We start from the raw sequence: 24,783 nt of genomic DNA on the forward strand, positions 1-24,783 counted from the left end.
AGATGAGCACCCCCACCTCCCATTCGAGTTCGCGCAAGCGCCTTCTGACAGCCGCCGCGTCCGTCGCCCTTGCCGGTGCGATCGGCCTGGGTGCCGTCGCCGGCGGAACCGCTCCCGTCTTTGCTCAGGCGGTGCGCGTCGAGTCGGCCCAGGCTCCCGGTTTCGCCGATGTGGTCGATCAGGTTTCGCCGGCCGTCGTCAGCGTGCAGGTCAAGGCGAAGGTCAACCCGGTCGCCGACCGTGGCGGGTCGCCGTTCTTCGACCAGCGCGACTTCGAAAACCTCCCGGAGGATCATCCGCTCAAGCGTTTCTTCCGCCAGTTCGGCGAAGAGGGCGACAACAACCGCGGGCAGTACAACCGCCCCAACCGTGGGCGCGATGCGCGTCCGCGCCCGGTTGCCCAAGGATCCGGCTTCTTCATCTCCGCTGACGGCTATGTCGTCACCAACAACCATGTCGTCGAAGGCGGCAGCGCCTACACGATCGTCAGCGACGACGGCAAGGAATACGACGCCAAGCTCATCGGCACCGATCCGCGCACCGATCTCGCTGTCCTCAAGGTCGATGCCGACACCAAGTTCACCTATGTCGGCTTCGCCGACGACTCCAAGGTGCGTGTCGGCGACTGGGTCGTCGCCGTGGGCAATCCGTTCGGCCTCGGCGGCACCGTCACCGCTGGCATCGTCTCGGCACGCGGCCGCGACATCGGCGCCGGCCCCTATGACGACTTCATCCAGATCGACGCTGCGGTGAACCGCGGCAATTCCGGCGGCCCCGCCTTCAACCTCAACGGCGAGGTCGTCGGCATCAACACCGCGATCTTCTCGCCCTCGGGCGGCAATGTCGGCATCGCCTTCGCCATCCCGGCCTCGACCGCCAAGCAGGTGGTGCAGGACCTGATGAAGAACGGCAGCGTCCAGCGCGGCTGGCTCGGCGTCGAGATCCAGCCGGTTACCAAGGACATTGCCGAGTCGCTCGGGCTGAAGAGCGAGAAGGGCGCGATCGTCGCCAGCGCCCAGGACGACGGCCCGGCCAGGAAGGCGGGCATCGCCGCGGGCGACATCATCACCGCGGTGGACGGCAAGGAAGTCGCCTCGCCCAAGGAACTGTCGAAGCTGGTCGCAGGCATCGCGCCCGGCAAGTCGGTTGACGTCACCGTCTGGCGCGACGGCAAGGCCCAGTCGTTCAAGGTCGGCCTCGGCGAGATCCCCGGCGCGGAGAAGCGCGCTGCGGCCGACGAGCCCGCCGACGCCCGCGAACCCAGCTCGCTCGCCGATCTCGGCCTGACGGTCACGCGTTCCGAGGACGGCAAGGGCCTCGTGGTCACCGACGTCGACCCCTCCAGCGACGCGGCCGATCGCGGCATCCAGGCCGGCGACGTCATCACCACGGTGAACTCGGTGGAAGTCAATGCGCCGGGCGACGTGACCAAGGTGCTCGACCAGGCGGAGAAGGCCGGCCGCAAGGCCGTCCTGTTCCAGATCAGCCGGGACAATTCCAATCGCTTCGTCGCGCTGCCGGTCAACCAGGGCTGATCGACCGAGCTGAACGCTCCCGCCGCTCGGCTTTCTCACCCCCGAGTTGAAGTGGCGGGAGCGGCGGGGCCGGATCGTCTGTCACTCGTCGAAACGGCTCCAGCGGCAGCGGGACCTGTCTCCCGCTGCCGCTTGCGGCGATGCGCCGAACCTGTCGATCGGCGCCGCCCCAGGACCTGGAAGGCACGACATGCTGCCTCTGCTCTCAGACAAAATCGCGTATAACGGCGCCATGAAGATTCTCGTCATCGAAGACGACCGCGAGGCTGCTGACTACCTGCAGAAGGCCTTCGGCGAAGCGGGCCACACCGCCCATGTCGCCGGCGACGGCGACTCCGGATTTGCCCTGGCCGATGCCGGCGAATACGACGTCATGGTCGTGGATCGCATGCTGCCCAGGCGCGACGGGCTTTCGGTCATCGCTGGGCTGCGTTCGCGGGGCAACACCACCCCGGTCCTAATCCTCTCCGCCCTTGGCGAGGTGGACGATCGCGTCACCGGCCTCAGGGCCGGCGGCGACGACTATCTGACCAAGCCCTACGCCTTTTCCGAGCTTCTCGCCCGTGTCGAGGTGCTCAACCGGCGCGCACCGGCGCGTGAATCCGAGACGGTCTACCGCGTCGGCGACCTGGAGCTCGACAGGCTGGGCCATTCTGTGCGGCGCGCCGGCCACGAGATCACGCTGCAGCCGCGCGAGTTTCGCCTGCTCGAATACCTGATGCGCCACGCCGGCCAGGTGGTCACCCGTACGATGCTGCTGGAGAACGTCTGGGACTACCACTTCGACCCGCAGACCAACGTCATCGACGTCCACGTGTCGCGGCTCCGCGGCAAGATCGAGAAGGGGTTCGACAAGCCGATCCTGCACACGGTCCGCGGCGCCGGCTACATGCTCAAGGCCGGCTGATGGGGCTCGGGCTGCCGGCCATCATGAAGACGACCGCGGCGCGCCTTTCGGCGCTCTACCTGCTGCTGTTCGCCCTCTGCGCCATCTTGCTCGTCTTCTACATGACGTCGCTGTCGGCGCGCATGCTGCTGGCGCAGACCAGGGAGACCGTCAACGAGGAAGTGCTGGGCCTCGCCGGAGCCTATCAGCGCGGCGGCATCCCGGTCCTGGTGCGGGTCGTGGGCCAGCGCTCCCGCCAGCCCGGCGCCAACCTCTATCTCCTCGCCGACCCGAACGGCCGCATCCTGTCGGGCAACGTCCAGAGCATCCAGCCGGGCGTGCTCGAACGCGACGGCTGGACCGAGCTGCCGTTTTCCTACGAGCGCTACGGCGAGATCCGGCGCGGCGAGGGAGGGTCCGACGAGCAAGGAGTTGCCGTTCCTGCGGTCGGCCACAACGCGATTGCGGTCGTGCTGCGCCTGCCCAACCAGATGATCCTCATGGTCGGCCGCGATCTCGGCGAACCCGAGCGTTTCCGCAGCGTCGTGCAGCGCTCGCTGATGGTGGCGCTGGGCATGATGGCGGTCGGCGGACTGCTGATCTGGTACTTCGTCGGCCGGCGCGCGCTCAAGCGCATCGACGACGTGTCCGAGGCGAGCCGGCGCATCATGGGCGGCGATCTGAGCGGCCGGCTGCCGGTCACCGGTGCCGGCGACGAGTTCGACCGCCTGTCGGAAAATCTCAACGCCATGCTGGCCCGCATCGCCCATCTCAACGAAGGGCTGAAGCAGGTCTCCGACAACATCGCCCACGACCTCAAGACGCCGCTGACCCGCCTGCGCAATCGTGCGGAGGCGGCACTCTCGGGCAAGAAGAGCGGTGCGGATTACCGCGAGGCCCTGGATGTCACCATCGCCGAGTCGGACCAGCTGATCCGGACCTTCAACGCCATCCTGATGATCTCGCGCCTGGAGGCGGGCTATTCGGCCGAGCCGTTGGCGAAAGTCGATCTGGGGCCGGTCGTCCGCGATGTGATCGATCTCTACGAGCCCGTGGCCGAGGAACTGGGCGTCGCCTTCTCCAGCGAGGCGGCGGGCGAGTTCGTGGTCGGCGGCAATCGCGAGCTGATCGCCCAGGCGCTTTCGAACATCGTCGACAACGCGCTCAAATATTCCGCCGGCGCGGTCGAGAAGCCCGCTGTCGCGGTTTCCCTCGAACGCCGCGACGGCGAGATCCGCCTCACGGTGTCGGACAACGGCCTCGGCATCCCAGACGAAGGCGACCGCCAGCGCGCCACCGAGCGCTTCGTGCGCCTGGAGCAGAGCCGCTCGCAGCCGGGCTCCGGCCTGGGCCTCAGCCTCGCGAAGGCGGTGATGGACTTTCACAAGGGCCGGCTTGATCTTTTGCCCGGCAATCCCGGATTATCCGTCCAGATGGCCTTTCCCGGATCCAAGGACGAATAGATGAAGAGCCCGGCCGCGACCAAGACTGCTCAGGAATGGCGCCTGGCGCCCAGGATGGAGTTGACGCCGCTGGATGCCGAGGCAGCGGCAAGCAACCTCGCGGAGCTTGCCGGCCATGCGGGGGAGGCCGATCTCGGACGCCTCGTCGCCTTCCTCGAGGGCCGGGGGGCGGCCCAGCGCTTTCTCGCGGCGGTGCTCGATCTTTCCGAATTCATGCGCGATAGCGCGCGCCGGCAGCCGGAAATGCTCGACCGCCTGTTCGACCATTCGGTCGACGAGCGCCTGCGCTCGATCGGCGAGGCCATAGCGGCGGCACCGCGCGAGGCGGACGTCACCGAAGCCAACTTGATGATGCGCCTGCGCAGGCTGAAGTCGGAAGCGCATTTCCTCATCGCCCTGGCCGATCTTGCCGGCGAGGCCGACGCGTCGGAGACGGTCCACAGGCTGAGCAGCCTTGCCGATCTCTGCACGGGCGCTGCGATCGATTTCCTGCTCCGCGACGCGCACCGCCAGGGCAAGCTGCAATTGCCCGACCCCGACGTGCCCGCCGCAGGCTCCGGCTGGATCGTGCTCGGCATGGGCAAGCTCGGCGCGCGCGAGCTGAACTTTTCGTCCGACATCGATCTCGTCGTCTTCTTCGACCCTGAGGCCCCGGCGGTCGTCGACCCGCACGAGGCGACGGATCTCTTCTCCCGCCTGACCCGCCGTCTCGTGCGCATCCTGCAGGACCGCACCGAGCACGGCTACGTCTTCCGCACCGACCTCAGGCTGCGTCCCGACCCGGGCTCTACGCCCCTGGCGATCTCGATCCACGCCGCGCTGCACTACTACGAAAGCCGCGGCCAGAACTGGGAGCGCGCGGCGATGATCAAGGCCCGGCCGGTGGCCGGCGACATCGCGGCCGGCGAGGCCTTCCTCAAGGAGCTTCGCCCCTACGTCTGGCGCAAGTACCTGGACTACGCCGCCATCGCCGACGTGCATTCCATCAAGCGCCAGATCCATGCCCACAAGGGCCATGGCGAGGTCGCCGTGAAGGGGCACAACGTCAAGCTCGGCCGCGGCGGCATCCGCGAGATCGAGTTCTTCGTCCAGACCCAGCAGCTGATCGCCGGCGGCCGCTTTCCGGAGCTGCGCGGCCGGGCCACCGTGCCGATGCTCGACCAGCTCGCCGTGCGCGGCTGGATCACCGCCGAGGCGCGCGATGCGCTCGAACGGCAATACTGGTTCCTGCGCCGCGTCGAGCACGCCATCCAGATGGTCGCCGACGAGCAGACGCACATGCTGCCGGAAGACGACGAGGGCCTGGCCCGCATCGCCCACATGCTCGGATTTGCCGATGCCGATGCCTTTTCCAAGGTGTTCCGTGCATCGCTCCAGGAAGTGGAGCGCCACTATGCGGCCCTGTTCGAAGCCGCGCCCGAGCTTTCCTCCGGCATCGGCAACCTGGTCTTCACCGGCGACGTCGACGATCCGGACACGCTGCACACATTGCGGCAGCTGGGCTTCCAGCGCCCCAGCGACATCTGCAGGGTCATCCGCACCTGGCATTTCGGCCGCTATCGTGCGACCCAGTCGGCGGAGGCGCGCGAACGGCTGACGGAGCTGACGCCGGCGCTGCTCGAGGCCTTCGGCAAGACGCGCAGGGCCGACGAGGCGCTGATGCGCTTCGACGAGTTCCTGGCCGGACTGCCGGCGGGCATCCAGCTGTTCTCCCTGCTCCAGTCCAACCCGGCGCTGCTCAAGCTGGTGGCCACCATCATGGGTGCCGCACCCCGGCTCGCCGGCATCATCACGCGCCGGCCGCATGTCTTCGACGGCCTGCTCGATCCGGCATTGCTGTCCGAACTGCCCGACCGCGCCTATCTCGCCGCCCGTCTCGCGGCCTTTCTCGAAAGCACCTCGCTCTACGAGGAGGTGCTCGACCGGCTGCGCATCTTTGCCGCCGAGCAGAAGTTCTTGATCGGCGTGCGGCTGCTGGCGGGCGCCATCGAACCGGCGCGTGCCGGCAAGGCCTTCTCCGATCTTGCCGACCTGACCGTCGGCGCGGCCCTCGACGCGGTCCAGGCGGAGTTCGCGCGCCGTCACGGCAGCGTGCCCGGCGGCCGCGTCGCCATCTTAGGCATGGGCAAGCTCGGCAGCCGGGAGCTCACCGCCGGCTCCGACGTCGACCTCATCCTGCTCTACGACCACGACGCCCACGCCGAAGAATCCGACGGCGACAAGCCGCTTGCCCCGTCGCACTATTACAGCCGCATGACCCAGCGGCTGATCGCGGCGGTATCCGCGCCGACCGCGGAAGGCGTACTCTACGAGCTTGACCTCAGGCTGCGCCCCTCGGGCAACAAGGGTCCTGTGGCCACCCATGTCGACGCGTTCAGCAAGTATCAGCGCAGCGAGGCGTGGACCTGGGAGCACATGGCGCTGACGCGCGCGCGCCCGATCGCCGGCGACCCCTCGCTCTGCGACCAGGTGGAGGCGGAGGTCACGGCCGTCATCGCGCTGCCTCGCGATGCAGCAAAGGTCGCCGCCGAGGCGCGGGACATGCGCCAGCTGATCGAGGACGAAAAACCCCCGCACGACCTGTGGGACATCAAGCTCATCCCGGGCGGCCTGATCGACCTGGAGTTCATCGCCCAGGTGGCGGCCCTTACCGGCGGCCTCGAAGGCGAGGGGCACTCGACCGCGACGGCCGAGGTGCTGCACCGGCTGGCGCCGAGCTTCGCCGGCGCCCAGCTACGCGAGGACCTGATCGCCGCCTATGGCCTCTATTCGGCCATCACACAGATGACGAGACTGTGCCTCACCGGCGCCTTCGAGCGCGCCGACGTCCCGCCGGGACTGTCGGACCTGCTCCTGGCGGTGACCGACCTGCCCGATTTCGCGGTGCTGGAGGCCCATCTCAAGGAGACGTCGCAAACGGTTCGGATGCATTTCGACCGCTTGCTACGCGCGAAGCGCAAATGAAGCCCACGGAGGCCCATTGGCGCTTCGGTTCGCATCGGGGGTGACGATGCAACAGGAGAAGACCCATGAGTAAATCGACCAGACTCTCGATTGCCTTCCTCGCCCTTGCCGGCACGGCCGGAACATCGGCCCTCGCAGCGGCCCAGGACGGTCCGCGCGGCCACGGCATGGAGATGATGCCGCGGCTCGAGCGGGCAGATGCCGACAAGAGCGGGGACGTCACCTTCGACGAATTCGCCGCCGCGATGGACCAGCGTTTCGCCAATGCGGACGGCAATGGCGACGGCAAGATGACGGTGGCGGAGATCGCCGACCAGATCATGCGCATGCGAGCCGAGCGCGCCGCGCAGCGGATGGTCGAGCGCTTCGATGCCGACGGCGACGGTGCGCTGACCAATGCGGAGATCGAGTCGCGGCAGAAGAAGCTGTTTGCCCTGCTCGACCGCAATGACGACGGCAAGATCGTCAAGGACGAGATGCCGCGCCGCGACGGCGGCGGCCGCTGGCGGATGCGTCAGTAAGGGAACGTGGTGCCGGCGATCCCCCGGTCGCCGGCATAAGCTTGATCAGGCCGCCTTCTGCATCGGCCGCAGCACCCTGCGCACCGGAATGCGGACCGAGACGATCGTGCCGACGCCTTCGGTGGAGCGGATCTTGAGCGCGCCGCCATGCAGCTCGGCGAGCGAACGCGAGATGGCGAGCCCGAGGCCCGAGCCCTCGTGGTTCTTCGAGAACTGGTTCTGGACCTGCTCGAACGGCCGGCCGAGCTTGGCCAGCGCATGCTTGGGGATGCCGCAGCCGCTGTCCTCGATGCTGAGCGTCAGCGCGCCGGTTGCGTTGCGGGCGCGCACCGTGATGCGGCCGCCCTCGCCGGTGAACTTCACGGCGTTGGAAAGCAGGTTGATGGCGATCTGCTTGATAGCGCGGCGGTCGGCGAACAGCGTCATCTGCTCGGCGATCTGGGTATCGAGCGTGATGGCCTTCTGCGCCGCCTGCAGCGACACCACCCGCACCGTCTCGCGGATCAGCGGGCACAGGTCGATCTCCTCGCGATCGATCGAGAACTGGCCGGCCTCGATCTTCGACATGTCGAGGATGTCGTTGATGACGCCGAGCAGGTGCTTGCCGCTCGAATTGATGTCGCGCGCATATTCGTCGTAGCGCGGCGAGCCGAGCGGTCCGAACAGCTTGCCTTCCATCAGCTCCGAGAAGCCGATGACGGCGTTGAGCGGCGTCCTCAGCTCGTGGGACATGTTGGCCAGGAATTCCGACTTGGCGCGGTTGGCAGCCTCGGCGCGCTCGGTTTCCTTCATGTACTTGCGGTTGAGGTCGACGAGCTCGTTGGAACGATCCTCCTCGGCGCGGCGTGCCAGGCTGAGGTCGTGGATGGTCGCCATCAGACGGCGCTCGCTCTCCATCAGCTTGTCCTGGTGCTGCTTGATCTGGGTGATGTCGGAGCCGACCGACACGATGCCGCCGTCGCGGGTCTTGAGTTCGTTGACCTGCAGCCAGCGCCCGTCCGCGAGCTGCCTTTCGTAGGTCGCGCCGGCGCGCGGGCCGTTGGCGTTGGCGAGCCGCCGCTCGGAGATGAACGCGACCATGCGCGCCTCGAGCTCTTCGCGTGGCGTTCCGGGCAGCACGTCGCGGTCGCTGAGCCCGTTGTCCTGCTGGTACTTGGAGTTGCACATCACCAGCCGGTCGCCGGCGTCCCAGAGCACGAAGGATTCGGTGATGTTCTCGATCGCGGTCCTCAGCCTGAGGTCCGCCGCCTCCGAGCGTTGCGCCAGGTGGCGCTGCTCGGTGATGTCGACGGCGATGCCGGTCATCTGGATCTCGGGCGCCTCGGGGTCGACCACCTGGGCACGGGCGCGCATCCACACCCAGTGGCCGTCGGCGTGGCGCATGCGGAACACGCGGTCGATGTGGTCGATCTCGTGCCCCACCACCTGGTTGGCGAGCTCGAACAGGTCGCCGTCCTCGGGATGGATGATGCGGGCGACCTCGCCGAACGACAGCATCGCGTCGCAGGCCTCGTAGCCCAGCAATTCGTACATCGAGCGCGACCAGTACATCTTTCCACGCACCATGTCCCAGTCCCACAGGCCGCATTTGCCGCGCACCAGCGCGAGGTCGATGCGCTGGTGCGCCTCGAGGTAGATGGCGTCCGCCGCCTGCGCGCGGGCGGCTTGCGTGAAATAGGCGTAGAGGATGATGAACAGGATGCCGGCCGTGAACACGAACAGCGAGACGTTGAGCGACAGCGTCTTGCGCCAGTCGGCGAAGACGGCGTCCTGCGGGATCAGCACAGCCGCCGCCGCCCGCTTGCCCTCGGCCAGGCTCACGGCGCCGAACCAGTCCTGGCCGCCGATGCGCACGGCCATCACGCCGGCGCGCTCGCCGAACATGAACAGCGGCTGCCCGCCGGCGACGATCGTGTCCAGCGACTGCCCTTGCCAGCTGGTCGACTGCGGCGACACGGCGATGACGCGGAAATTCTGGTCCGTGAGCGCGATCACATGGCTGCGCCCGAGCGCGCCTTGCTGGTCCGCTCCGTCGACGAGCTGTTGGCCGGCGGTTGCCAGCGGCTCGCCTTCGGCCGTGTTCAGCATCAGCGAGTTGACCATGTCGGCGGCGGCGAGCGTCAGGATGGCCTTGGCGTTTTGTTCGACGTCGTCCCTGAGCGCCATCAGCGAGAGGAAGCGCGCTCCTGCGACCACCAGCAGGAAGATGACGATCAGCGTTGGGATGGAGCGGCGCAGCAGCGGTTCCGCGGCCAGCAGCCGGCGGTAGGCGGGTTCGGCGATGAGACGTGCATTGCCCGCCAGGCCGGCGTCGCGCGCCTGCCTGCGTCGGACAACAGCATTCTCATCGGGCGCGCCCCACGCGTCCGCCTTGGCCATAAATGGCTCCCCGTAATCCCGTTCTGATTTGACTGATCCGGCAACACCGCACTTCCGAATCGTCACTAAAGAATCAAAGGCGATTCGCCTTGTCCAGTGGGGCGGGCGAAAAAGATTAAAATTCGGCTAAAAGCCAGCCGAATTGACCGCTGCGCATCGCGCGATCCACGGCGGCGGTCCCTGATGCAGGAGACTGCCGCTTTCCCGCAGACTTGCCTGGCCCGGATCAAGCTCCGTATCAGGCGAGCGTACGCTCGATGATGTCGCGCAGGTCGGCCGAAAGGCCTTCCCTGGCCTGCATGGAAACCAGCGCCGCGCGCGCCTTGGCCTGGCGCTTCGGCTCCAGCGAACGCCACGACCTGAGTGCCGTGGCCAGCCGCGCGGCCACCTGGGGATTGCGCTTCTCGACGGTCAGCACCATGTCGGCGAAGAACGCGTAGCCGGCGCCGTCGGCGCGGTGGAAGCCCGTCTGGTTGGCGCTGGCGAAGCCGCCTACCAGCGAGCGCACCCGGTTGGGATTGGCGATTGAGAAGGCGGGGTGCTGGGTCAGCGCCCTGACGGCGTCGACGGCCTGCGGGCCCGGGGCCGTGGCCTGAATCATGAACCACTTGTCCATGACCAGCGGATCGCCGCGATAGCGCTTGTCGAATTCGGCCAGCGCCTCCGTGGCTTCCGCCGAGCCGCCATGGCGGTGCACCAGCACGGTGAGTGCCGCGGCACGGTCGGTCATGTTGGTCGCGGAAGTGAAATGCGCCGCCGCGAGCTTCGCGCCGCCGGGCTGCACGGCGAGATAGTCGAGCAGCGTGTTGCGCAATGCGCGCCGGCCGGCGCTGGCGGCGTCCGGCGAAAACGCGCCCGACATTCGCAAGTCGCCGTAAAGGCCGGAGAAGATTCCGTAATTTGCCTCGGCGATCGACCTGGCCAGGGCCTCGCGGCCGGCGAAAATGGCGTCGGGATCGATGTTCTTGCCGATCTCGCGGGCGACGTCGGCTTCGCCCGGCAGCGCCAGCGCCAGCGCGCGGAAGGCATGCTCGAGGCTGCCGTCACCGGCGATGCGGCCCGCCAGTGCGGCGAGCTCGGCGCCGAACTCGGGCTGCTTGCCGCCCAGCACGTTCCTGAAGGCGGCGATGGTGGCATCCGTGAGCAGCGTGTTGAACGCCTGCCAGCGCGAGAACGGATCGCTGTCGTGCGAAGCGAGGAAGGCCTTGTCCTCCGGCCGCTGCTCGACGGTCAGCGTGATGGGGGCCGAGAAGCCGCGGTTGAGCGACAGCACCGGCCGCTCCGCCACGCCCGAGAACTTCACCACGTGCCTGCGCTTGCGCACGTGGATGACGCCGTGCTCGATCGTCGCTCCATCGACGTCTTGGTAGGCCATGTCCTTGCCGTCCGGCCCCACCAGGCCGAAGGCGAGCGGGATGTGCATCAGCCGCTTGCGGGTTTCCGACGGCGTCGGCGGCACCGACTGCTCGATCTCGATGGTGAATTCGGCGCCCGCCGGATTGTGCGTGGTCGTGACGCTGAGGTTGGGCGTGCCGGCCTGGTGGTACCAGAGCGCGAACTGCGACAGGTCGCGGCCCGACACGTCCTCGAACACCTTGAGGAAATCCTCGATCGTCGCCGCGTCTCCGTCGTGGCGCTCGAAATAGAGGTCCATGCCCTTTCGGAACGTCTCGGCGCCGAGCACCGTGCGGATCATCCGCACCACCTCCGAGCCCTTCTCGTAGACGGTCGCGGTGTAGAAGTTGTTGATCTCGCGGTAGCGCCTGGGGCGGACCGGATGGGCCAGCGGCCCCTGGTCCTCGGGGAACTGGTGGGCACGCAGCGTGCGCACCTCGGCGATGCGCTTGACCGGCCGCGACCGTTGGTCGGCCGAGAACTCGTGGTCGCGGAAGACGGTCAGCCCTTCCTTGAGGCAGAGCTGGAACCAGTCGCGGCAAGTGATTCTGTTGCCTGTCCAATTGTGGAAATATTCATGCGCGATGATCGCCTCGATATTGGCGAAGTCGACGTCCGTCGCGGTCTCCTCGTCGGCAAGCACGTACTTGTCGTTGAAGATGTTGAGACCCTTGTTCTCCATCGCGCCCATGTTGAAGTCGGACACGGCGACGATGTTGAAGACGTCGAGATCGTACTCGCAGCCGAACACCTCCTCGTCCCACTTCATCGAGCGCTGCAGCGCGTCCATGGCGTAGCCGGCCTGGTTCTCCTTGCCGTGCTCGACATAGATGCCGAGTTCGACTTCCTTGCCGGAGGCGGTGACGAAGCGGTCCTTGATGCAGCCGAGGTCGCCGGCAACCAGCGCGAACAGGTAGGATGGCTTGGGGAAGGGGTCGCGCCAGACGGCGTAGTGCCAGCCCTGGCCGAGATCGCCGCTCTCGACCGGATTGCCGTTGGAGAGCAGCAGCGGGGCCTCGGCACGCTCGGCCTCGATGCGCACGCTGTAGACCGACAGGATGTCCGGCCTGTCGAGGAAGTAGGTGATGCGGCGGAAGCCCTCGGCCTCGCACTGGGTGCAGTAGACCTTGCTGGAGCGGTAGAGCCCCATCAGCGCCTCGTTGCGCGACGGCGCGAGCTCGGTCTCGATCAACAGCGTGAAGCGGCCGGAGCCGGGCGGATTGTAGATCACCAGCCGCTCCGGCGTGGCGTCGAAATTGGCGGCGTCCACGGCCTCGCCGTCGATCTCGATGCGGCGCAGCGTCAGCCCGTCGCCGTCGAGTTCCAGCTGGACCGGCTTTTCGATACCCGCGCGCCGCTCGATCGTCAGCTTCGCCACCACGCGCGTGCTGTCCGCACCGAGCCTGAAGTCGAGCTCGGTCGCCGGGATCAGGTAGTCGCTCGGCCGGTAATCCTCGAGGCGAAACACCTGTCCGGTATCGGTACGCATGTGATGGCCTTCCTGTCGTCGTCGCTCTGCTCGCCGCTCTGGTAGAAAAAATAAGCGGCCGCTGGTCTTTACACGAAACGCCCCCTCGGCAAAACTGTTCAGGGTCGCACATCTGCTGCGCTTCCCCCACCAATCCTCACGAGGCCGATATGACTGTCGTCACGCCGAAATTCGGGATGGGCGCGTCCGTTTTGCGCGTCGAGGATGGCGCTTTTGTCACCGGCCGTGGCCGCTACACCGACGACGTCTCGCCGGCGGGACAGTTGCACGGCTACGTGCTGCGCTCGCCGGTCGCCAAGGCCAGCTTCAGCATCGGCCCGCTCGATGCCGCCCGCACAGCACCCGGCGTGCGTCTGGTGCTGACCGGCGCCGATGTCGCCCATCTCGGCGACCTCAAGTCGGTGGTCATGCAGAAGCAGCCCGACGGCACCCGCGCGCCGACGCGCGATATCCCGATCCTCTGCCGCGACCGCGTCCATCATGTCGGCGATGCCGTGGCCTTCGTGGTCGCCGACAGCCGCGCGCTCGCCCAGGACGCGGCCGAACTGATCGAGGTCGACTACGACGACGAGGAGGCGGCCGCCGGCACCGCCACGGCGCTGGAGGACGGCGCACCGCTGGTCTGGCCGGAACTCGGCTCCAACCGCGCCTTCACCTATCATCTGGGCGACAAGGCGAAGACCGACGCCGCCTTCGCTGCCGCTGACAGCGTCACCCGCATCGAGTTCGTCAACAACCGCCTCATCTGCAACTACATGGAGCCGCGTTCGGCCATCGGCGAGTGGCGCCAGGACCAGGACCGCTTCGTGCTGACCACGGGGTCGCAGGGCGTGCACTCGATGCGCAACATCCTCACCGGCCAGGTGTTCGGGATCGGCGCCGACAAGCTCCGCGTCGTCACCCCGGACGTCGGCGGCGGCTTCGGCACCAAGGCCTTCGTCTATCGCGAGCACGCGCTGGTGCTGGAGGCCGCAAAACGCCTCGGCCGTCCGGTGAAGTGGGCCGGCGACCGCACCGAGCACTTCCTCGCCGACGCCCAGGGCCGCGACAATTTCGTGACCGCCGAGATGGCGATGGACAAGGACGGCCGCTTCCTCGGCCTGCGTGTCGGCCTGATCTCCAACGTCGGCGCCTACATCTCGCAATACGGCCCGATCATCGCCCATATCGGCGCCAGCATGTCCACCGGCGTCTACGATATCGAGGCGCTGGATGTGACGATCACCGGCGTCTACACCAACACCTGTCCCGTCGATGCCTATCGCGGGGCAGGGCGTCCGGAGGCAGCACTTCTGGTCGAGAAGCTCGTCGATGCCTGCGCCCGCGACCTCGGGCTCCCGGTCGACGAGATCCGTCGCCGCAACTTCATCCGCCCCGAGCAGTTCCCCTACCGCACCCAGACCGGCAGGCGCTACGACGTCGGCGAGTTCGAGGCGCACATGGACCTCTCGATGGAACGCGCCGGCTGGGCAAGCTTCCCGGGCCGGCTCGCCGAGGCCAGGTCGCGGGGAAAGATCCGCGGCATCGGCATGGCGACCTACATCGAGGCCTGTGCCTTTGCCGGCTCCGAGCCCGCGCGCGTCGAGCTCAACGCCGACGGCACGGTGTCGGTGTTCATCGGCACCCAGTCCAACGGCCAGGGCCACGCCACCGCCTATGCCCAGTTCGTCGCCGAAAAGCTCAATCTCGACGTGGCGAGCATCAGCGTGCACCAGGGCGACACCGATCAGCTCGCCAAGGGCGGCGGCACCGGCGGCTCCCGCTCGATCCCGCTCGGCGGCGTCTCCGCTTCCCGCGCCGGCGCGGCGCTGGCGGAGAAGCTCAGGAAGATCGCCGCCGACGAGCTGGAAGCCGCCGCCGCCGACATCGAGCTTGGCAATGGCGAGGCGCGCATCGTCGGCACCGACCACGTCATCTCCTTCGCCGGCCTCCACGCCGCGGCGAAAAATCCCGACGATATCAAGGCGATGGGCGAGTTCGTTCAGGACGAGGCGACCTATCCCAACGGCACCCATATCTGCGAGGTCGAGATCGATCCCGACACCGGCACGACCGAGGTCGTCGCCTACACCATCGTCGACGATTTCGGCGCGACCGTGAACCCGCTGCTGCTCGCCGGCCAGGTCCATGGTGGCGTCGTCCAGGGCATCGGCCAGGCGCTGTCGGAGGAGGCGGTCTATGGCGAGGACGGGCAACTGCTGACGGCGAGCTTCATGGACTACGCGGTGCCGCGCGCCGACACCGTGCCGTCCTTCCATTTCGAGACGCGCAACGTGCCTTCGACCACCAATGCCATGGGCATGAAGGGGGCAGGCGAGGCGGGTACCATCGGCGCCACGCCAGCGGCGCTCAACGCGGTGACGGATGCATTGTACAGGGCTTACGGAATTGACCACATCGAAATGCCGGCGACCCCGGCGCGCGTCTGGGCGGCAATAGAGGCGGCCCGGCAGAAGTGATGCACCAGGGAAGTCAGGGCGCTTCGTCGCCGCTCGTCGGAATCGCCCTCAAGGTCGTCTCGGTCGCCGTCTTCGTCGGCATGTCGACCGCCATCAAGGCGACCGGCGAGGTGCCGGCCGGTCAGATCGTCTTCTACCGGTCCTTCTTCGCCATCTTTCCGATCCTGCTGTTCCTCGCCTTCCGGCGCGAACTCGGCACGGCCTTCGTCACCAGGCGGCCGTTCGGGCACATCATGCGCGGACTTGTGGGGGTGATGGCCATGGGCTTCGGCTTCTTCGCGCTCACCCAGCTGCCGCTGCCCGAGGCGATCACGCTGAACTACGCCCAGCCCCTGCTGGTCGTCGTCTTCAGCGCGCTGTTCCTCGGCGAGAACGTGCGCATGTATCGCTGGACCGCGGTCGCCATCGGCCTTATCGGCGTCGTCATCGTGTCGTGGCCCAAGCTCACCTTGTTCACGTCGGGGGCCGGCCTGGGCGACAAGGCGGCCATCGGCGTCGTCGCGGCGCTCGTCAGCGCCTCGCTGTCGGCCATCGCCATGCTGCTGGTGCGCAACCTCGTCCACACCGAACGCACCGCCACGATCGTGCTGTGGTTCTCGCTGAGCGCGAGCGCAATGGCCCTGTTCACCATCCCGTTCGGCTGGCAGTCGCTGTCGTGGCAGCAGACCGCACTCCTGGTGACGGGCGGCGTCTGCGGCGGCATCGCCCAACTGTTCATGACCGAGGCCTACCGCCACGCCGAAGCGTCGACGGTGGCACCCTTCGAATACACCTCGCTGATCCTCGGCATCATCGTCGGCTACTTCGTCTTCGGTGACCTGCCAACCATCCATACCCTGGTCGGCGGGGCCATCGTCATCGGTGCCGGCATCTTCATCATCCTGCGCGAGCGGCGCTTGGGCATCGAGCGCAAGGCGGCCAAGAAGGCGGCGCCGCCGCAATAGCTATCCCGCCGCAAGCGCCCTCAGGCGCGCCGCCGTCTCCTCGTCGGCGGGGAAGAAGGACTCGATGGCGAGTTCGGAGAGCGTGACGTCCAGCGGCGTGCCGAACACGGTGGTGGTGCTTATGAACGACAGCACCGCGTTGCCGACGCGCAGCCTGAGCGGGTGGGCGATGATGTTGGCGTCGCCCTGCACCGGCCGCCCCGACCGCGGCCCGTCCGGATAGCCGAGCAGTTCCTGCTCCAGCGCCGCGAGCACCGGGTCGCCCGCCGTGTCGTTCTGGTGCTTCAGGCGCTCGATCAGATGCGCCCGCCATTCGTGCAGGTTGACGATCCGCGGCGCCACACCCCTTGGATGCAGGCTCAGCCTCAGCACGTTCACCGGTAGCTCCAGCAGCGTGGCGTCCTCGACGTCGGCGAGCAGGGGGGCAAGCGCCGCATTGCCCTCGATCAGGTTCCAGTGGCGGTCGACGGCGAGCGCCGGATAGGGCTCGTGGCCCTTGAGCACCATGCGCACCGCTTCCATCGCCGGTGCCAGCGAGGGGTGGTCCAGCGGCCGTTCGCCGAAGCTCGGCGCATATCCCGCCGCCAGCAGCATCCGGTTGCGCTGGCGCAGCGGCACGGAAAGCTGCTCGGCCAGATGCAGCACCATCTCGCGCGAGGGCAGCGAGCGCCCGCTTTCCATGAAGCTCAGGTGTCTCTGCGAAATCTCCGCCTCCATCGCGAGGTCGAGCTGGCTCATGCGCCGCCTGGTGCGCCATTCGCGGATGAGACTGCCTACGGTGTTCGTGTCCATGGCTGCAACCTAGCGCGAGCCTGTTCTCGTTTCCATTACCTCGGGCGTAATCGCAACACGGCGATGACGGTGGGATGGTTGGTGAGGGAAGGCGGCCGCATCTGCCAAGCCTCCTCGCAAACCGAACCACGGGAGCATCACATGTCCGTCGCCGTCACGCCCTTCCTCCGCAACGCCCTTTATGTCGACGCGCTCGCAACAGGCGCCACGGCCCTGCTGGCGATCGTCGGGGCGCCGCTGCTTGCGCCCTTCCTCGACCTGCCGGAAGCGCTGCTGCTGTGGGCCGGCCTGGTGCTGGTCCCCTTCGTCGCCATGCTGGTGGTGGTCGCGCGCCGTGCCGCGGTGCCGAAGCTCGTCCTCTTCGACATCGTCGCCCTCAATGCGCTCTGGGTGATCGGCAGCTTTGCCCTGCTCGCTACCGGCGCGGTGTCGCCCAACGCGCTCGGCGTCGCCTTCGTGGCCGCCCAGGCGCTGGTCGTGGCCGTCTTCGCCGAACTGCAGTTCGTCGCCATCCGCCGCGCCGGCGTCGTTGCGGCCTAGAGGCTGCCGAGCTCGCGCAGCTTCGCCTTGACCTCCAGGAAGTCCCGCCACGCAAGCTTCTTGTGGGCGGGATTTCTGAGCAGATAGGCCGGGTGCAGCGTCGGCATCACCGGAATGACCGTGCCCTGGGCGGTCGAGTGGGTCTTCCAGTTGCCGCGCAGCCTGAGGATGCCGTCGGGCGACCCGACGAGCAGCTTCGCCGACGGCCCGCCGAGCGTCACCAGCACCTTGGGGTTCGCCAGCGCGATCTGCCGCTCGATGAAGGGGCGGCAGATCTCGGTCTCGTGCGGCGTCGGCGTGCGGTTGCCCGGCGGCCGCCACGGAATGACGTTGGCGATATAGGCGGATTTCCGGTCGAGGCCGATCGCCGCGAGGATGCGGTCGAGCAGCTGGCCCGAGCGCCCGACGAAGGGCAGGCCCTCGAGGTCCTCGTCGCGGCCCGGCGCCTCGCCCACCAGCATCAGGTCGGCCTCCGGGTTGCCGTCGGCAAACACCATGCTCTTCGCCGTGGCCTTGAGGTTGCAGCCCTCGAAACCTTCCATGATCTGCCGCAGCTCGTCGAGCGTCGCCGCCTTGCCGGCCAGTTCGCGCGCGGCCGCCGCCTGCGCCTCGTCGGGCAAGGCGGCCGCGGCCGCGGGGCGTGGCGGCGGTGCTGCCCGTTCGGGCATGTTCCGTTCCGGCCGGCCGGTGTCGGCCTGCATGCGCCTCGCGACTTCCGGGGCAGGGGCCGCCGCCTGGCGCTGCGCGCTCTCGGCGAACCTGTCGATCGGCTCCTCCGCAAGCGCGTCGTCCACGCCCGCCGCCGCATAGAAGGCGAGCAGATCGCGCAGATCCGGACGTTCATTTCCCGAAATGGAGGCCATGCGCCACTTTCGACGCTGCGGCGCCGATTTGCAAGTTCACGAGGAGGGGATGCGCGGGTCCTGCACCAGATAAAAGCGCCAGCGCGGCGTATAGTCGGTCACCAGGAAGCTGAAGCCGGCCGTTTCGCGGGGGTCCACCTTGCCGTCGGTATAGCGCAGCCGGTCGTAGGGTTCGAAGTCGCGGCTGTACTCGGCGAAGCTGTCGGAGGTGATGTTGACGTTGTCGGTGCGCCGCTGGTCGAAGGACAGCCCGTCGCCGAAAACGCTCGCCTTGCCTTCGATCTCCTGCAGTTCGAACTCGAACTCGACCCAGGCCTGGCCGCTGTTGTTGAGGGCCTCGATGCGCATGAACAGGATGCCGTTGGCGTAGAAGCCGGAGTTGTCGAAGGGCCTGATCGGCCTGATCGTGCGGATCGTCAGCGTCACCGGCGACGAGGAGGCGAGTTCTTCCTGGATGACGATCGGGTCTTCCCGCGTTCCGGTGCCGGACACTGAGGTGATGCGGAAGCCGCCGAGTTCGTCGGAGAACGAGTAGGCGCCGGCATTCCAGACCTTCTGATCGCCCTCGCTCTCCTGAGCGCGACCTTCGCCGTTCAGCCATGTCGCAATAAGGAGGGCAGCCCCGGCCAGGATGTGGCGTCTGGTGAGGAGGCGCTTCGGTCCTGTCCTGCTGGGCACGTTAGGGCGCATGAAAAAGACGGACGGCTGGCTGATGACGGTCACCTGCACATCGACACTAAGGGGCGGCGCCCACCGCCGGAAGGTTAAATATTTTGACCTTTACGTTAACGTAAGATAAATCACCGTGTTTGTGAGGCTTCACCCGTCCGAATGGCCGATGTGCTGAATGGTCCGGTTTGACGTTTCCAAACGATGCGCTATGCAGCGCTTAGCCAATTCTGCCCTTGGGACAGGGCGAGCCAAAGCGGAGGGATAGATGAGCGAAGTCGAACGCGAAAGCATGGAATTCGATGTTGTCATCGTCGGCGCGGGGCCGGCGGGCCTGGCAGCGGCGATCCGGCTCAAGCAGGTCAATCCCGATCTCTCCGTCGTGGTGCTCGAAAAGGGCGGCGAGGTCGGCGCGCACATCCTCTCCGGCGCCGTGGTCGACCCGATCGGCATCAACCGCCTGCTGCCCGACTGGCGCCAGGATCCCGACCATCCGTTCAAGACGCCGGTCACCGACGATCATTTCCTCGTCCTCGGGCCGGCCGGCTCGTTCCGCCTGCCCAACCTGCTGATGCCGCCGCTGATGAGCAATCACGGCAACTACATCGTCTCGCTCGGCAATGTCTGCCGCTGGCTGGCCGCCAAGGCCGAGGCGCTCGGCGTCGAGATCTATCCCGGCTTCGCCGCCGCCGGCCTCATCTACAATGACGAGGGCGCCGTCACCGGCGTCTACACCGGCGACATGGGCGTCGAGCGCGACGGCAGCCACGGCCCCGGCTTCGCCCCCGGCATGGCGCTGATGGGCAAGTATGTGCTGATCGGCGAGGGCGCGCGCGGCTCGCTCGCCAAGCAGCTGATCGCCAGATACGACCTCGGCTCCGGCAAGGAGCCGCAGAAGTTCGGCATCGGCCTCAAGGAACTGTGGCAGGTTGCGCCCGAGAAGCACAAGCCGGGCCTCGTCCAGCACTCGTTCGGCTGGCCGCTCGACTTCAAGACCGGCGGCGGCTCGTTCCTCTACCACCTCGAGGACAACATGGTGGCCGTCGGCTTCGTCGTCCACCTCAACTACAAGAACCCCTATCTCGCGCCCTTTGAGGAGTTCCAGCGCTTCAAGACGCATCCGGCGATCCGCGGCACCTTCGAAGGCGGCAAGCGCCTGTCCTACGGCGCCCGCGCCATCACCGAGGGCGGCTACCAGTCGGTGCCGAAGCTGTCGTTCCCCGGCGGCGTGCTGATGGGCTGCTCGGCCGGCCTGGTCAACGTCCCGCGCATCAAGGGTTCGCACAACGCCGTGCTCTCGGGCATGCTCGCTGCCGAGCACGTCGCGGAGGCCATCGCCGCCGGCCGCGCCAACGACGAGCTCGCCTCCTACGAGGCCGCCTGGCGCGCCACCGACATCGGCAAGGATTTGAAGAAGGTCCGCAACGTCAAGCCGCTGTGGTCGCGCTTCGGCACCATCCTCGGCGTCGGCCTCGGCGGCCTCGACATGTGGCTCAACACGCTGTTCGGCGTCTCGCCCTTCGGCACGCTCAAGCACGGCAAGACCGACGCCCAGTCGCTCGAGCCGGCCTCCAAGCACAAGAAGATCGACTATCCCAAGCCCGACGGCGTGCTCACCTTCGACCGCCTGTCGTCGGTGTTCCTGTCCAACACCAACCACGAGGAGAACCAGCCGGTCCACCTCCAGGTCAAGGACGGCGATCTGCAGAAGCGTTCGGAGTATGGCGTCTATGCCGGTCCGTCGACGCGCTACTGCCCGGCGGGCGTGTACGAATGGGTCGATGCCGACGGCAACGCGATTGCCGGCGAGCCCGGCCATGCCGATGCGAAGTTCGTCATCAACGCGCAGAACTGCGTCCACTGCAAGACCTGCGACATCAAGGACCCCAACCAGAACATCAACTGGGTGCCGCCGCAGGGCGGCGAGGGGCCGGTCTACCCCAACATGTGATCCGGCGACGCGGCCCATCGGCCGCGTTGAAACAAGCGGCGGGATATGCTGAGCTTGCGCGAGCAGCGGAGTTCGGCGTGTCCCGCATTGCATCTGCCTTGATCGCAGTCCTGGCCGGGGCCGTGACGACCCTGGGGCCGGCGGATGCCGGCGTCAGGCAGACCACCAGTTCGCGCAGCTACGCCGTTTCCGGCAACACCGGAACCGAGCTGCTGCGGTCGATGGACCGCAACGGCCCGCGCCACGGCTTTTTGACGCGTGCCATCGCGCAGACCAAATACACCGTCACCTGGTCCTTCGACGTCGGCGAGCGCGGCGGCATGTGCCGCCTGCGCCGTGCCGACGCCAGGCTGTCGATAACCTTCACCTATCCCGAGGCATCCGATCCGCTTTCGCCGGCGCTGGAAGGCCGTTGGCGAACGTTCCTCGCCGGTGCCCGCCGGCATGAGGAGACCCATGCCCGGCTCGCCCGCCAGATGGTCGACGCGGCCGAGCGCGCGGTGCGCGGCCTGTCGCTGCCCGTGGACCGGGGCTGCATGGCCACGCGGCGCGAGATCAAGGCCCGTGTCGACCGGGTCATCGCCGGCTACGAGGCGCGGCAGCTTGCATTCGATGCGCTGGAGCATGCCGAAGGCGGCCGGGTAGACCGCCTGATCGAGGCGCTGGTGCGCGAAGACGGACGTTAGTTGGAGCATCTTGCAGCCAGATGGAATCGTCTGGCGTCGCACAAATGCGGCTAGGAAAGGCACCTACGGCGACGGAGCGGCATTCGCAGAATGCCCGCCGCTTCAGCTGCGCGGCGTCGCGGCGACTTCCGCCGACACGGTCGTGCTCTCGCTGTCCTCGGGCTGGGTCGCGGTGTCGCGGAACGAGAACTCCACCAGCAGCGGGCGGTGGTCCGAGCCGGCATACTCGCCCATCGTGACGGAGTGCACCATAACGTCGCCCTTGGCCATGACATGGTCGATGGTGAGGCCGGCGAAGCGCAGGAATTCGGGCAAGGCCAGTTCCAGCCAGGTGCGGCCGGCGGCCGGCATCCGGGTCAGGCCGCCTGCCGTGGCGACGCGCGCAACCGCCGCACTCCAGGGCGTGGCGTTGAGGTCGCCGCCGAGCACCGCATTCTGGTCGAGCGCGGCGAGCGGGCCCTCGAGTCTGTCGATCTGCTGGGACTGTTCGAACGGCCAGGGCCAGCCGAGGTGCAGTGCCGCCACGTCGGCCGTGCGCCCGCCGAAGTCGACCTTGGCGACGGCCAGCGCCCCGCCGTCGAAGCATTGCGGCTCGGACCCTGCCGCGAAGGGCCGGCGCGACAGGATCGCCACGCCGAACACGCCGTTCGGATGGCTGCAGAACTTGCTGTACGGGTAGCGGGCGGCGAGCGGCCGGAGCTTCGCCTCCCACATGTCCGACACCTCCTCGAGCGTGACGACGTCGGGCTGCATGCGGCCCGCCAGCGACAGCACGCGTTCAGGCGTGGCGTTGTCGTAGCGCAGGTTCATCTGCAGCAGGCGATACACCGGCCGGCCTTCCGCCCGCGGCTCGAACGAGGCCTGCACCGGACCGATGATGGGCAGGGTCAGCGTCGACGAGGTGGAGGCGAGTGCGGCCGTGCCGAAGGCGAGGGCTGCCGCGGCCGTCCAGCGGAACGACGTCAGCAGCAGCGGCAGCGCGGCGAGCATCGTCAGCACCGCGAGATGGGCGCGGAAATGGGCGAAGGAATCGAGCGCCGGATGCCAGGCGCCGAAGAACCCGGCGACCAGCGGCAGCGAAAGCAGCATCATCGCCGCGAAACAGGCGGTCTTGCCGAGCTTGCGAAAGGCCATTGTCGTCATGCCAGCTTCATGTCGGCGGAATTGCGGCCCATTGATGGTCGGTGCGGCGCCCTACTGGAACGCCGTCTCCGAGAAACTGCGCAGCTTGCGGGAGTGCAGCCGCTCGATCGGCATCTCGGCGAGCTTTTCCATGGCACGGATGCCGATCGTCAGGTGCTGGGCAACCTGCCGCTTGTAGAATTCGGTCGCCATGCCAGGCAGCTTCAGTTCGCCGTGCAGCGGCTTGTCCGAGACGCACAGCAGCGTGCCGTAGGGCACGCGGAAGCGGAAGCCGTTGGCGGCGATGGTGGCCGATTCCATGTCGAGCGCGATCGCCCGCGACTGCGACAGCCGCTGCACCGGGCCGCGCTGGTCGCGCAGTTCCCAGTTGCGGTTGTCGATGGTCGCAACGGTGCCGGTGCGCATGATCCGCTTGAGGTCGTAGCCCGTGAGCCCGGTCACCTCGGCCACCGCCTCCTGCAGCGCCACCTGCACCTCCGCCAGCGGCGGGATCGGCACCCACACCGGCAGGTCGTCGTCGAGCACGTGGTCCTCGCGCACATAGGCGTGGGCCAGCACGTAGTCGCCCAGCGCCTGGGTGTTGCGCAGGCCGGCGCAGTGGCCGAGCATCAGCCAGGCATGCGGCCTGAGCACCGCGATGTGGTCGGTGATCGTCTTGGCGTTCGAAGGCCCGACGCCGATATTGACCATGGTGATGCCGCCATGGCCGGGCTTCTTGAGATGGTAGGCCGGCATCTGCGGCAGGCGCGCCGGCGGCGTGCCGGCGGAGGGTTCCGTGGCGCCGGCCTTGGTCACCACGCCGCCCGGTTCGACGAACTCGGTGTAGCCTTCGCCGCCCTTGGCCATCAGGCTGCGGGCGAGAACCACGAACTCGTCGATGTAGAACTGGTAGTTGGTGAACAGCACGAAGTTCTGGAAGTGGTTCGGCGTGGTCGCCGTGTAGTGCGCCAGCCGGTGCAGCGAATAGTCGATGCGCTGGGCGGTGAACGGCGCCAGCGGCCGCGCCTCGCCGGGCATGATCTCGAAGGTGCCGTTGGCGATGTGGTCGTCGGTGCCGTCGAGGTCCGGCACGTCGAACAGGTCGCGGATCGGCCGCTGGATGCGGTCCGCCGCGGCGCCGTCGACATGGGTTCCCTCGATGAAGGCGAAGTGCAGCGGAATCGGCGTCGACGATTCCGACACCGTGACCGGTACGCCGTGGTTGCGCATGATCAGCTTCAGCTGCTCGGTCAGGTAGCTCTCGAACAGGTCGGGCCGGGTGATCGTCGTGGTGAAGTTCCCGGGCGTCGGCATGTGGCCGTAGGCCTGGCGGGAATCGACCTGGGAATAGGACGAGGTGATGACGCCGATTTCCGGGTAGCAGGCGCGGAAGCGCCTTGCCGGCGTGCCGTGCGCGAGCGAGGCGAAGGCTTCGCGCAGAAATGCGGTGTTGCGGTCATAGAGGCGCTTCAACGCCTCGACAGCCTTCGCGGCGTCGGTGAAGCTCTGCCGGGGAAACGGCTCCGGCGTCAGGATGGATTCGATGGGTTCGGGATAGATTCGCTTTTCCATGACCCAGTATAGAGATCAATCGTGACGGTTGGGAGGGGGCTGCCGCAGCGTCTCCGAGGGTCAGCCGCGCTGCAGGCTGACCAGCAGCACGAAACCCACGCCGCCCTTGCGCGCCGCAGGCGCCTCGATCGTCGAGCCGTTGTCGGCACGCAGCTGCGGCACGGCCAGGACCGGGGCGGCAAGCACCATCAGGATCAGCACGGCACGCGGCAGGAGCCGGGCGAACTTTGCGATCTGGAGGGCGGTGCGGGTCATCTTCGTGTTCTTTTCGGTTGGAACTGGTTGATCTCTTCGTTTGTTAGTGTCGCAAGGGTGGCTTGCAGTTCATGCCTTCCTCGAAAACGCAGGGCACCACCTGGCCGATGCCCCACGACCGAGCCGGGCGGCTTGTCTCCGCGACCAGCGTGGCAAACAGGATGCCGAACAGCGCCGAAAGCAGGCAGACGATGGTGAACCGGCGAGCGAGCATTTGGTGTATCCCCTTCGATGACACGGACTATGCGGCGCGGCGGCTGAACGGGCTCTGAGACCTCCGTTCATCTTCGGTTCAAAT

General features: G+C 67.5%; 19 protein-coding genes. 10 read left to right on the forward strand and 9 right to left on the reverse strand.

Annotated features, from left to right (window positions below):
• The first annotated feature begins 2 nt into the window (after positions 1-2).
• The 5 genes from PV773_RS02605 to PV773_RS02625 all read left to right on the forward strand — a co-directional run bounded on the left by PV773_RS02605 (position 3) and on the right by PV773_RS02625 (position 7,369).
• Entirely contained in the window at positions 3-1,535 is a 1,533-nt protein-coding gene (locus tag PV773_RS02605) for a Do family serine endopeptidase (RefSeq protein ID WP_347964822.1), read from the forward strand.
• 232 nt (positions 1,536-1,767) lie between these two features.
• Positions 1,768-2,442 carry a response regulator transcription factor gene (locus PV773_RS02610; RefSeq protein ID WP_347964823.1) on the forward strand — a complete coding sequence of 225 codons (675 nt, stop codon included), beginning with the start codon at positions 1,768-1,770 and terminating at the stop codon, positions 2,440-2,442.
• The gene (locus PV773_RS02615; RefSeq protein WP_347964824.1) at positions 2,442-3,884 is read left to right on the forward strand and encodes a HAMP domain-containing sensor histidine kinase; all 1,443 of its coding nucleotides are present in this window, start codon (positions 2,442-2,444) and stop codon (positions 3,882-3,884) included. The genes PV773_RS02610 and PV773_RS02615 overlap by 1 nt, the downstream gene beginning before the upstream one ends.
• The gene (locus PV773_RS02620; protein ID WP_347964825.1) at positions 3,885-6,848 is read left to right on the forward strand and encodes a bifunctional [glutamine synthetase] adenylyltransferase/[glutamine synthetase]-adenylyl-L-tyrosine phosphorylase; all 2,964 of its coding nucleotides are present in this window, start codon (positions 3,885-3,887) and stop codon (positions 6,846-6,848) included.
• Between the two features lie 65 nt (positions 6,849-6,913).
• Positions 6,914-7,369, forward strand: coding sequence for an acid-shock protein (locus tag PV773_RS02625; protein WP_347964826.1), 456 nt, complete (start codon positions 6,914-6,916; stop codon positions 7,367-7,369).
• A gap of 45 nt (positions 7,370-7,414) precedes the next feature.
• Here PV773_RS02625 and PV773_RS02630 read toward each other — a convergent pair whose 3' ends face one another.
• Positions 7,415-9,748, reverse strand: a complete 2,334-nt coding sequence (locus PV773_RS02630) for an ATP-binding protein (protein WP_347964827.1) — start codon at positions 9,746-9,748, stop codon at positions 7,415-7,417.
• 238 nt (positions 9,749-9,986) lie between these two features.
• The gene (gene pepN / locus PV773_RS02635; RefSeq protein WP_347964828.1) at positions 9,987-12,632 is read right to left on the reverse strand and encodes an aminopeptidase N; all 2,646 of its coding nucleotides are present in this window, start codon (positions 12,630-12,632) and stop codon (positions 9,987-9,989) included.
• Positions 12,633-12,781: 149 nt separating this feature from the next.
• On the opposite strand from pepN, the gene PV773_RS02640 reads away from it, so the two are divergent.
• Complete coding sequence (locus tag PV773_RS02640; protein ID WP_347964829.1) at positions 12,782-15,091, forward strand: xanthine dehydrogenase family protein molybdopterin-binding subunit; 2,310 nt, start codon at positions 12,782-12,784, stop codon at positions 15,089-15,091.
• Complete coding sequence (locus tag PV773_RS02645) at positions 15,091-16,035, forward strand: DMT family transporter (RefSeq protein ID WP_347964830.1); 945 nt, start codon at positions 15,091-15,093, stop codon at positions 16,033-16,035. Before PV773_RS02640 ends, PV773_RS02645 begins: the two co-directional genes overlap by 1 nt.
• Here PV773_RS02645 and PV773_RS02650 read toward each other — a convergent pair whose 3' ends face one another.
• Positions 16,036-16,827 (reverse strand): helix-turn-helix transcriptional regulator, encoded by a 792-nt coding sequence (locus PV773_RS02650; protein ID WP_347964831.1) that lies wholly within the window; start codon positions 16,825-16,827, stop codon positions 16,036-16,038.
• A 141-nt stretch (positions 16,828-16,968) separates the two neighbouring features.
• Here PV773_RS02650 and PV773_RS02655 point away from each other — a divergent pair, with 141 nt between their 5' ends.
• The gene (locus PV773_RS02655) at positions 16,969-17,367 is read left to right on the forward strand and encodes a hypothetical protein (RefSeq protein WP_347964832.1); all 399 of its coding nucleotides are present in this window, start codon (positions 16,969-16,971) and stop codon (positions 17,365-17,367) included.
• Here PV773_RS02655 and PV773_RS02660 read toward each other — a convergent pair.
• Both PV773_RS02660 and PV773_RS02665 read right to left on the reverse strand, forming a co-directional pair.
• The gene (locus PV773_RS02660) at positions 17,364-18,230 is read right to left on the reverse strand and encodes a uracil-DNA glycosylase (protein ID WP_347964833.1); all 867 of its coding nucleotides are present in this window, start codon (positions 18,228-18,230) and stop codon (positions 17,364-17,366) included. The genes PV773_RS02655 and PV773_RS02660 overlap by 4 nt on opposite strands.
• Before the next feature lie 36 nt (positions 18,231-18,266).
• Complete coding sequence (locus PV773_RS02665; protein ID WP_347964834.1) at positions 18,267-18,908, reverse strand: hypothetical protein; 642 nt, start codon at positions 18,906-18,908, stop codon at positions 18,267-18,269.
• A 259-nt stretch (positions 18,909-19,167) separates the two neighbouring features.
• On the opposite strand from PV773_RS02665, the gene PV773_RS02670 reads away from it, so the two are divergent.
• Both PV773_RS02670 and PV773_RS02675 read left to right on the forward strand, forming a co-directional pair.
• Positions 19,168-20,850: an electron transfer flavoprotein-ubiquinone oxidoreductase gene (locus PV773_RS02670; protein WP_347964835.1), complete on the forward strand. Its 1,683-nt coding sequence runs from the start codon at positions 19,168-19,170 to the stop codon at positions 20,848-20,850.
• 77 nt (positions 20,851-20,927) lie between these two features.
• The gene (locus PV773_RS02675) at positions 20,928-21,536 is read left to right on the forward strand and encodes a DUF922 domain-containing protein (RefSeq protein WP_347964836.1); all 609 of its coding nucleotides are present in this window, start codon (positions 20,928-20,930) and stop codon (positions 21,534-21,536) included.
• 102 nt (positions 21,537-21,638) lie between these two features.
• Here the strand turns inward: PV773_RS02675 and PV773_RS02680 are convergent, their stop codons facing one another.
• Genes PV773_RS02680 through PV773_RS02695 form a run of 4 tightly spaced genes read right to left on the reverse strand, consistent with a single transcriptional unit; the run spans position 21,639 to position 24,699 of the window.
• Positions 21,639-22,679, reverse strand: coding sequence for an endonuclease/exonuclease/phosphatase family protein (locus PV773_RS02680; RefSeq protein ID WP_347964837.1), 1,041 nt, complete (start codon positions 22,677-22,679; stop codon positions 21,639-21,641).
• 51 nt (positions 22,680-22,730) lie between these two features.
• Positions 22,731-24,230: an AMP nucleosidase gene (locus tag PV773_RS02685; RefSeq protein WP_347964838.1), complete on the reverse strand. Its 1,500-nt coding sequence runs from the start codon at positions 24,228-24,230 to the stop codon at positions 22,731-22,733.
• A 60-nt stretch (positions 24,231-24,290) separates the two neighbouring features.
• Positions 24,291-24,485, reverse strand: coding sequence for a hypothetical protein (locus PV773_RS02690; RefSeq protein WP_347964839.1), 195 nt, complete (start codon positions 24,483-24,485; stop codon positions 24,291-24,293).
• Between the two features lie 43 nt (positions 24,486-24,528).
• Positions 24,529-24,699: a hypothetical protein gene (locus PV773_RS02695; protein ID WP_340035648.1), complete on the reverse strand. Its 171-nt coding sequence runs from the start codon at positions 24,697-24,699 to the stop codon at positions 24,529-24,531.
• Positions 24,700-24,783 lie beyond the last annotated feature (84 nt).

It is taken from the genome of Mesorhizobium sp. CC13 (assembly GCF_039907765.1).
In the GTDB taxonomy this organism is placed as follows: domain Bacteria; phylum Pseudomonadota; class Alphaproteobacteria; order Rhizobiales; family Rhizobiaceae; genus Aminobacter.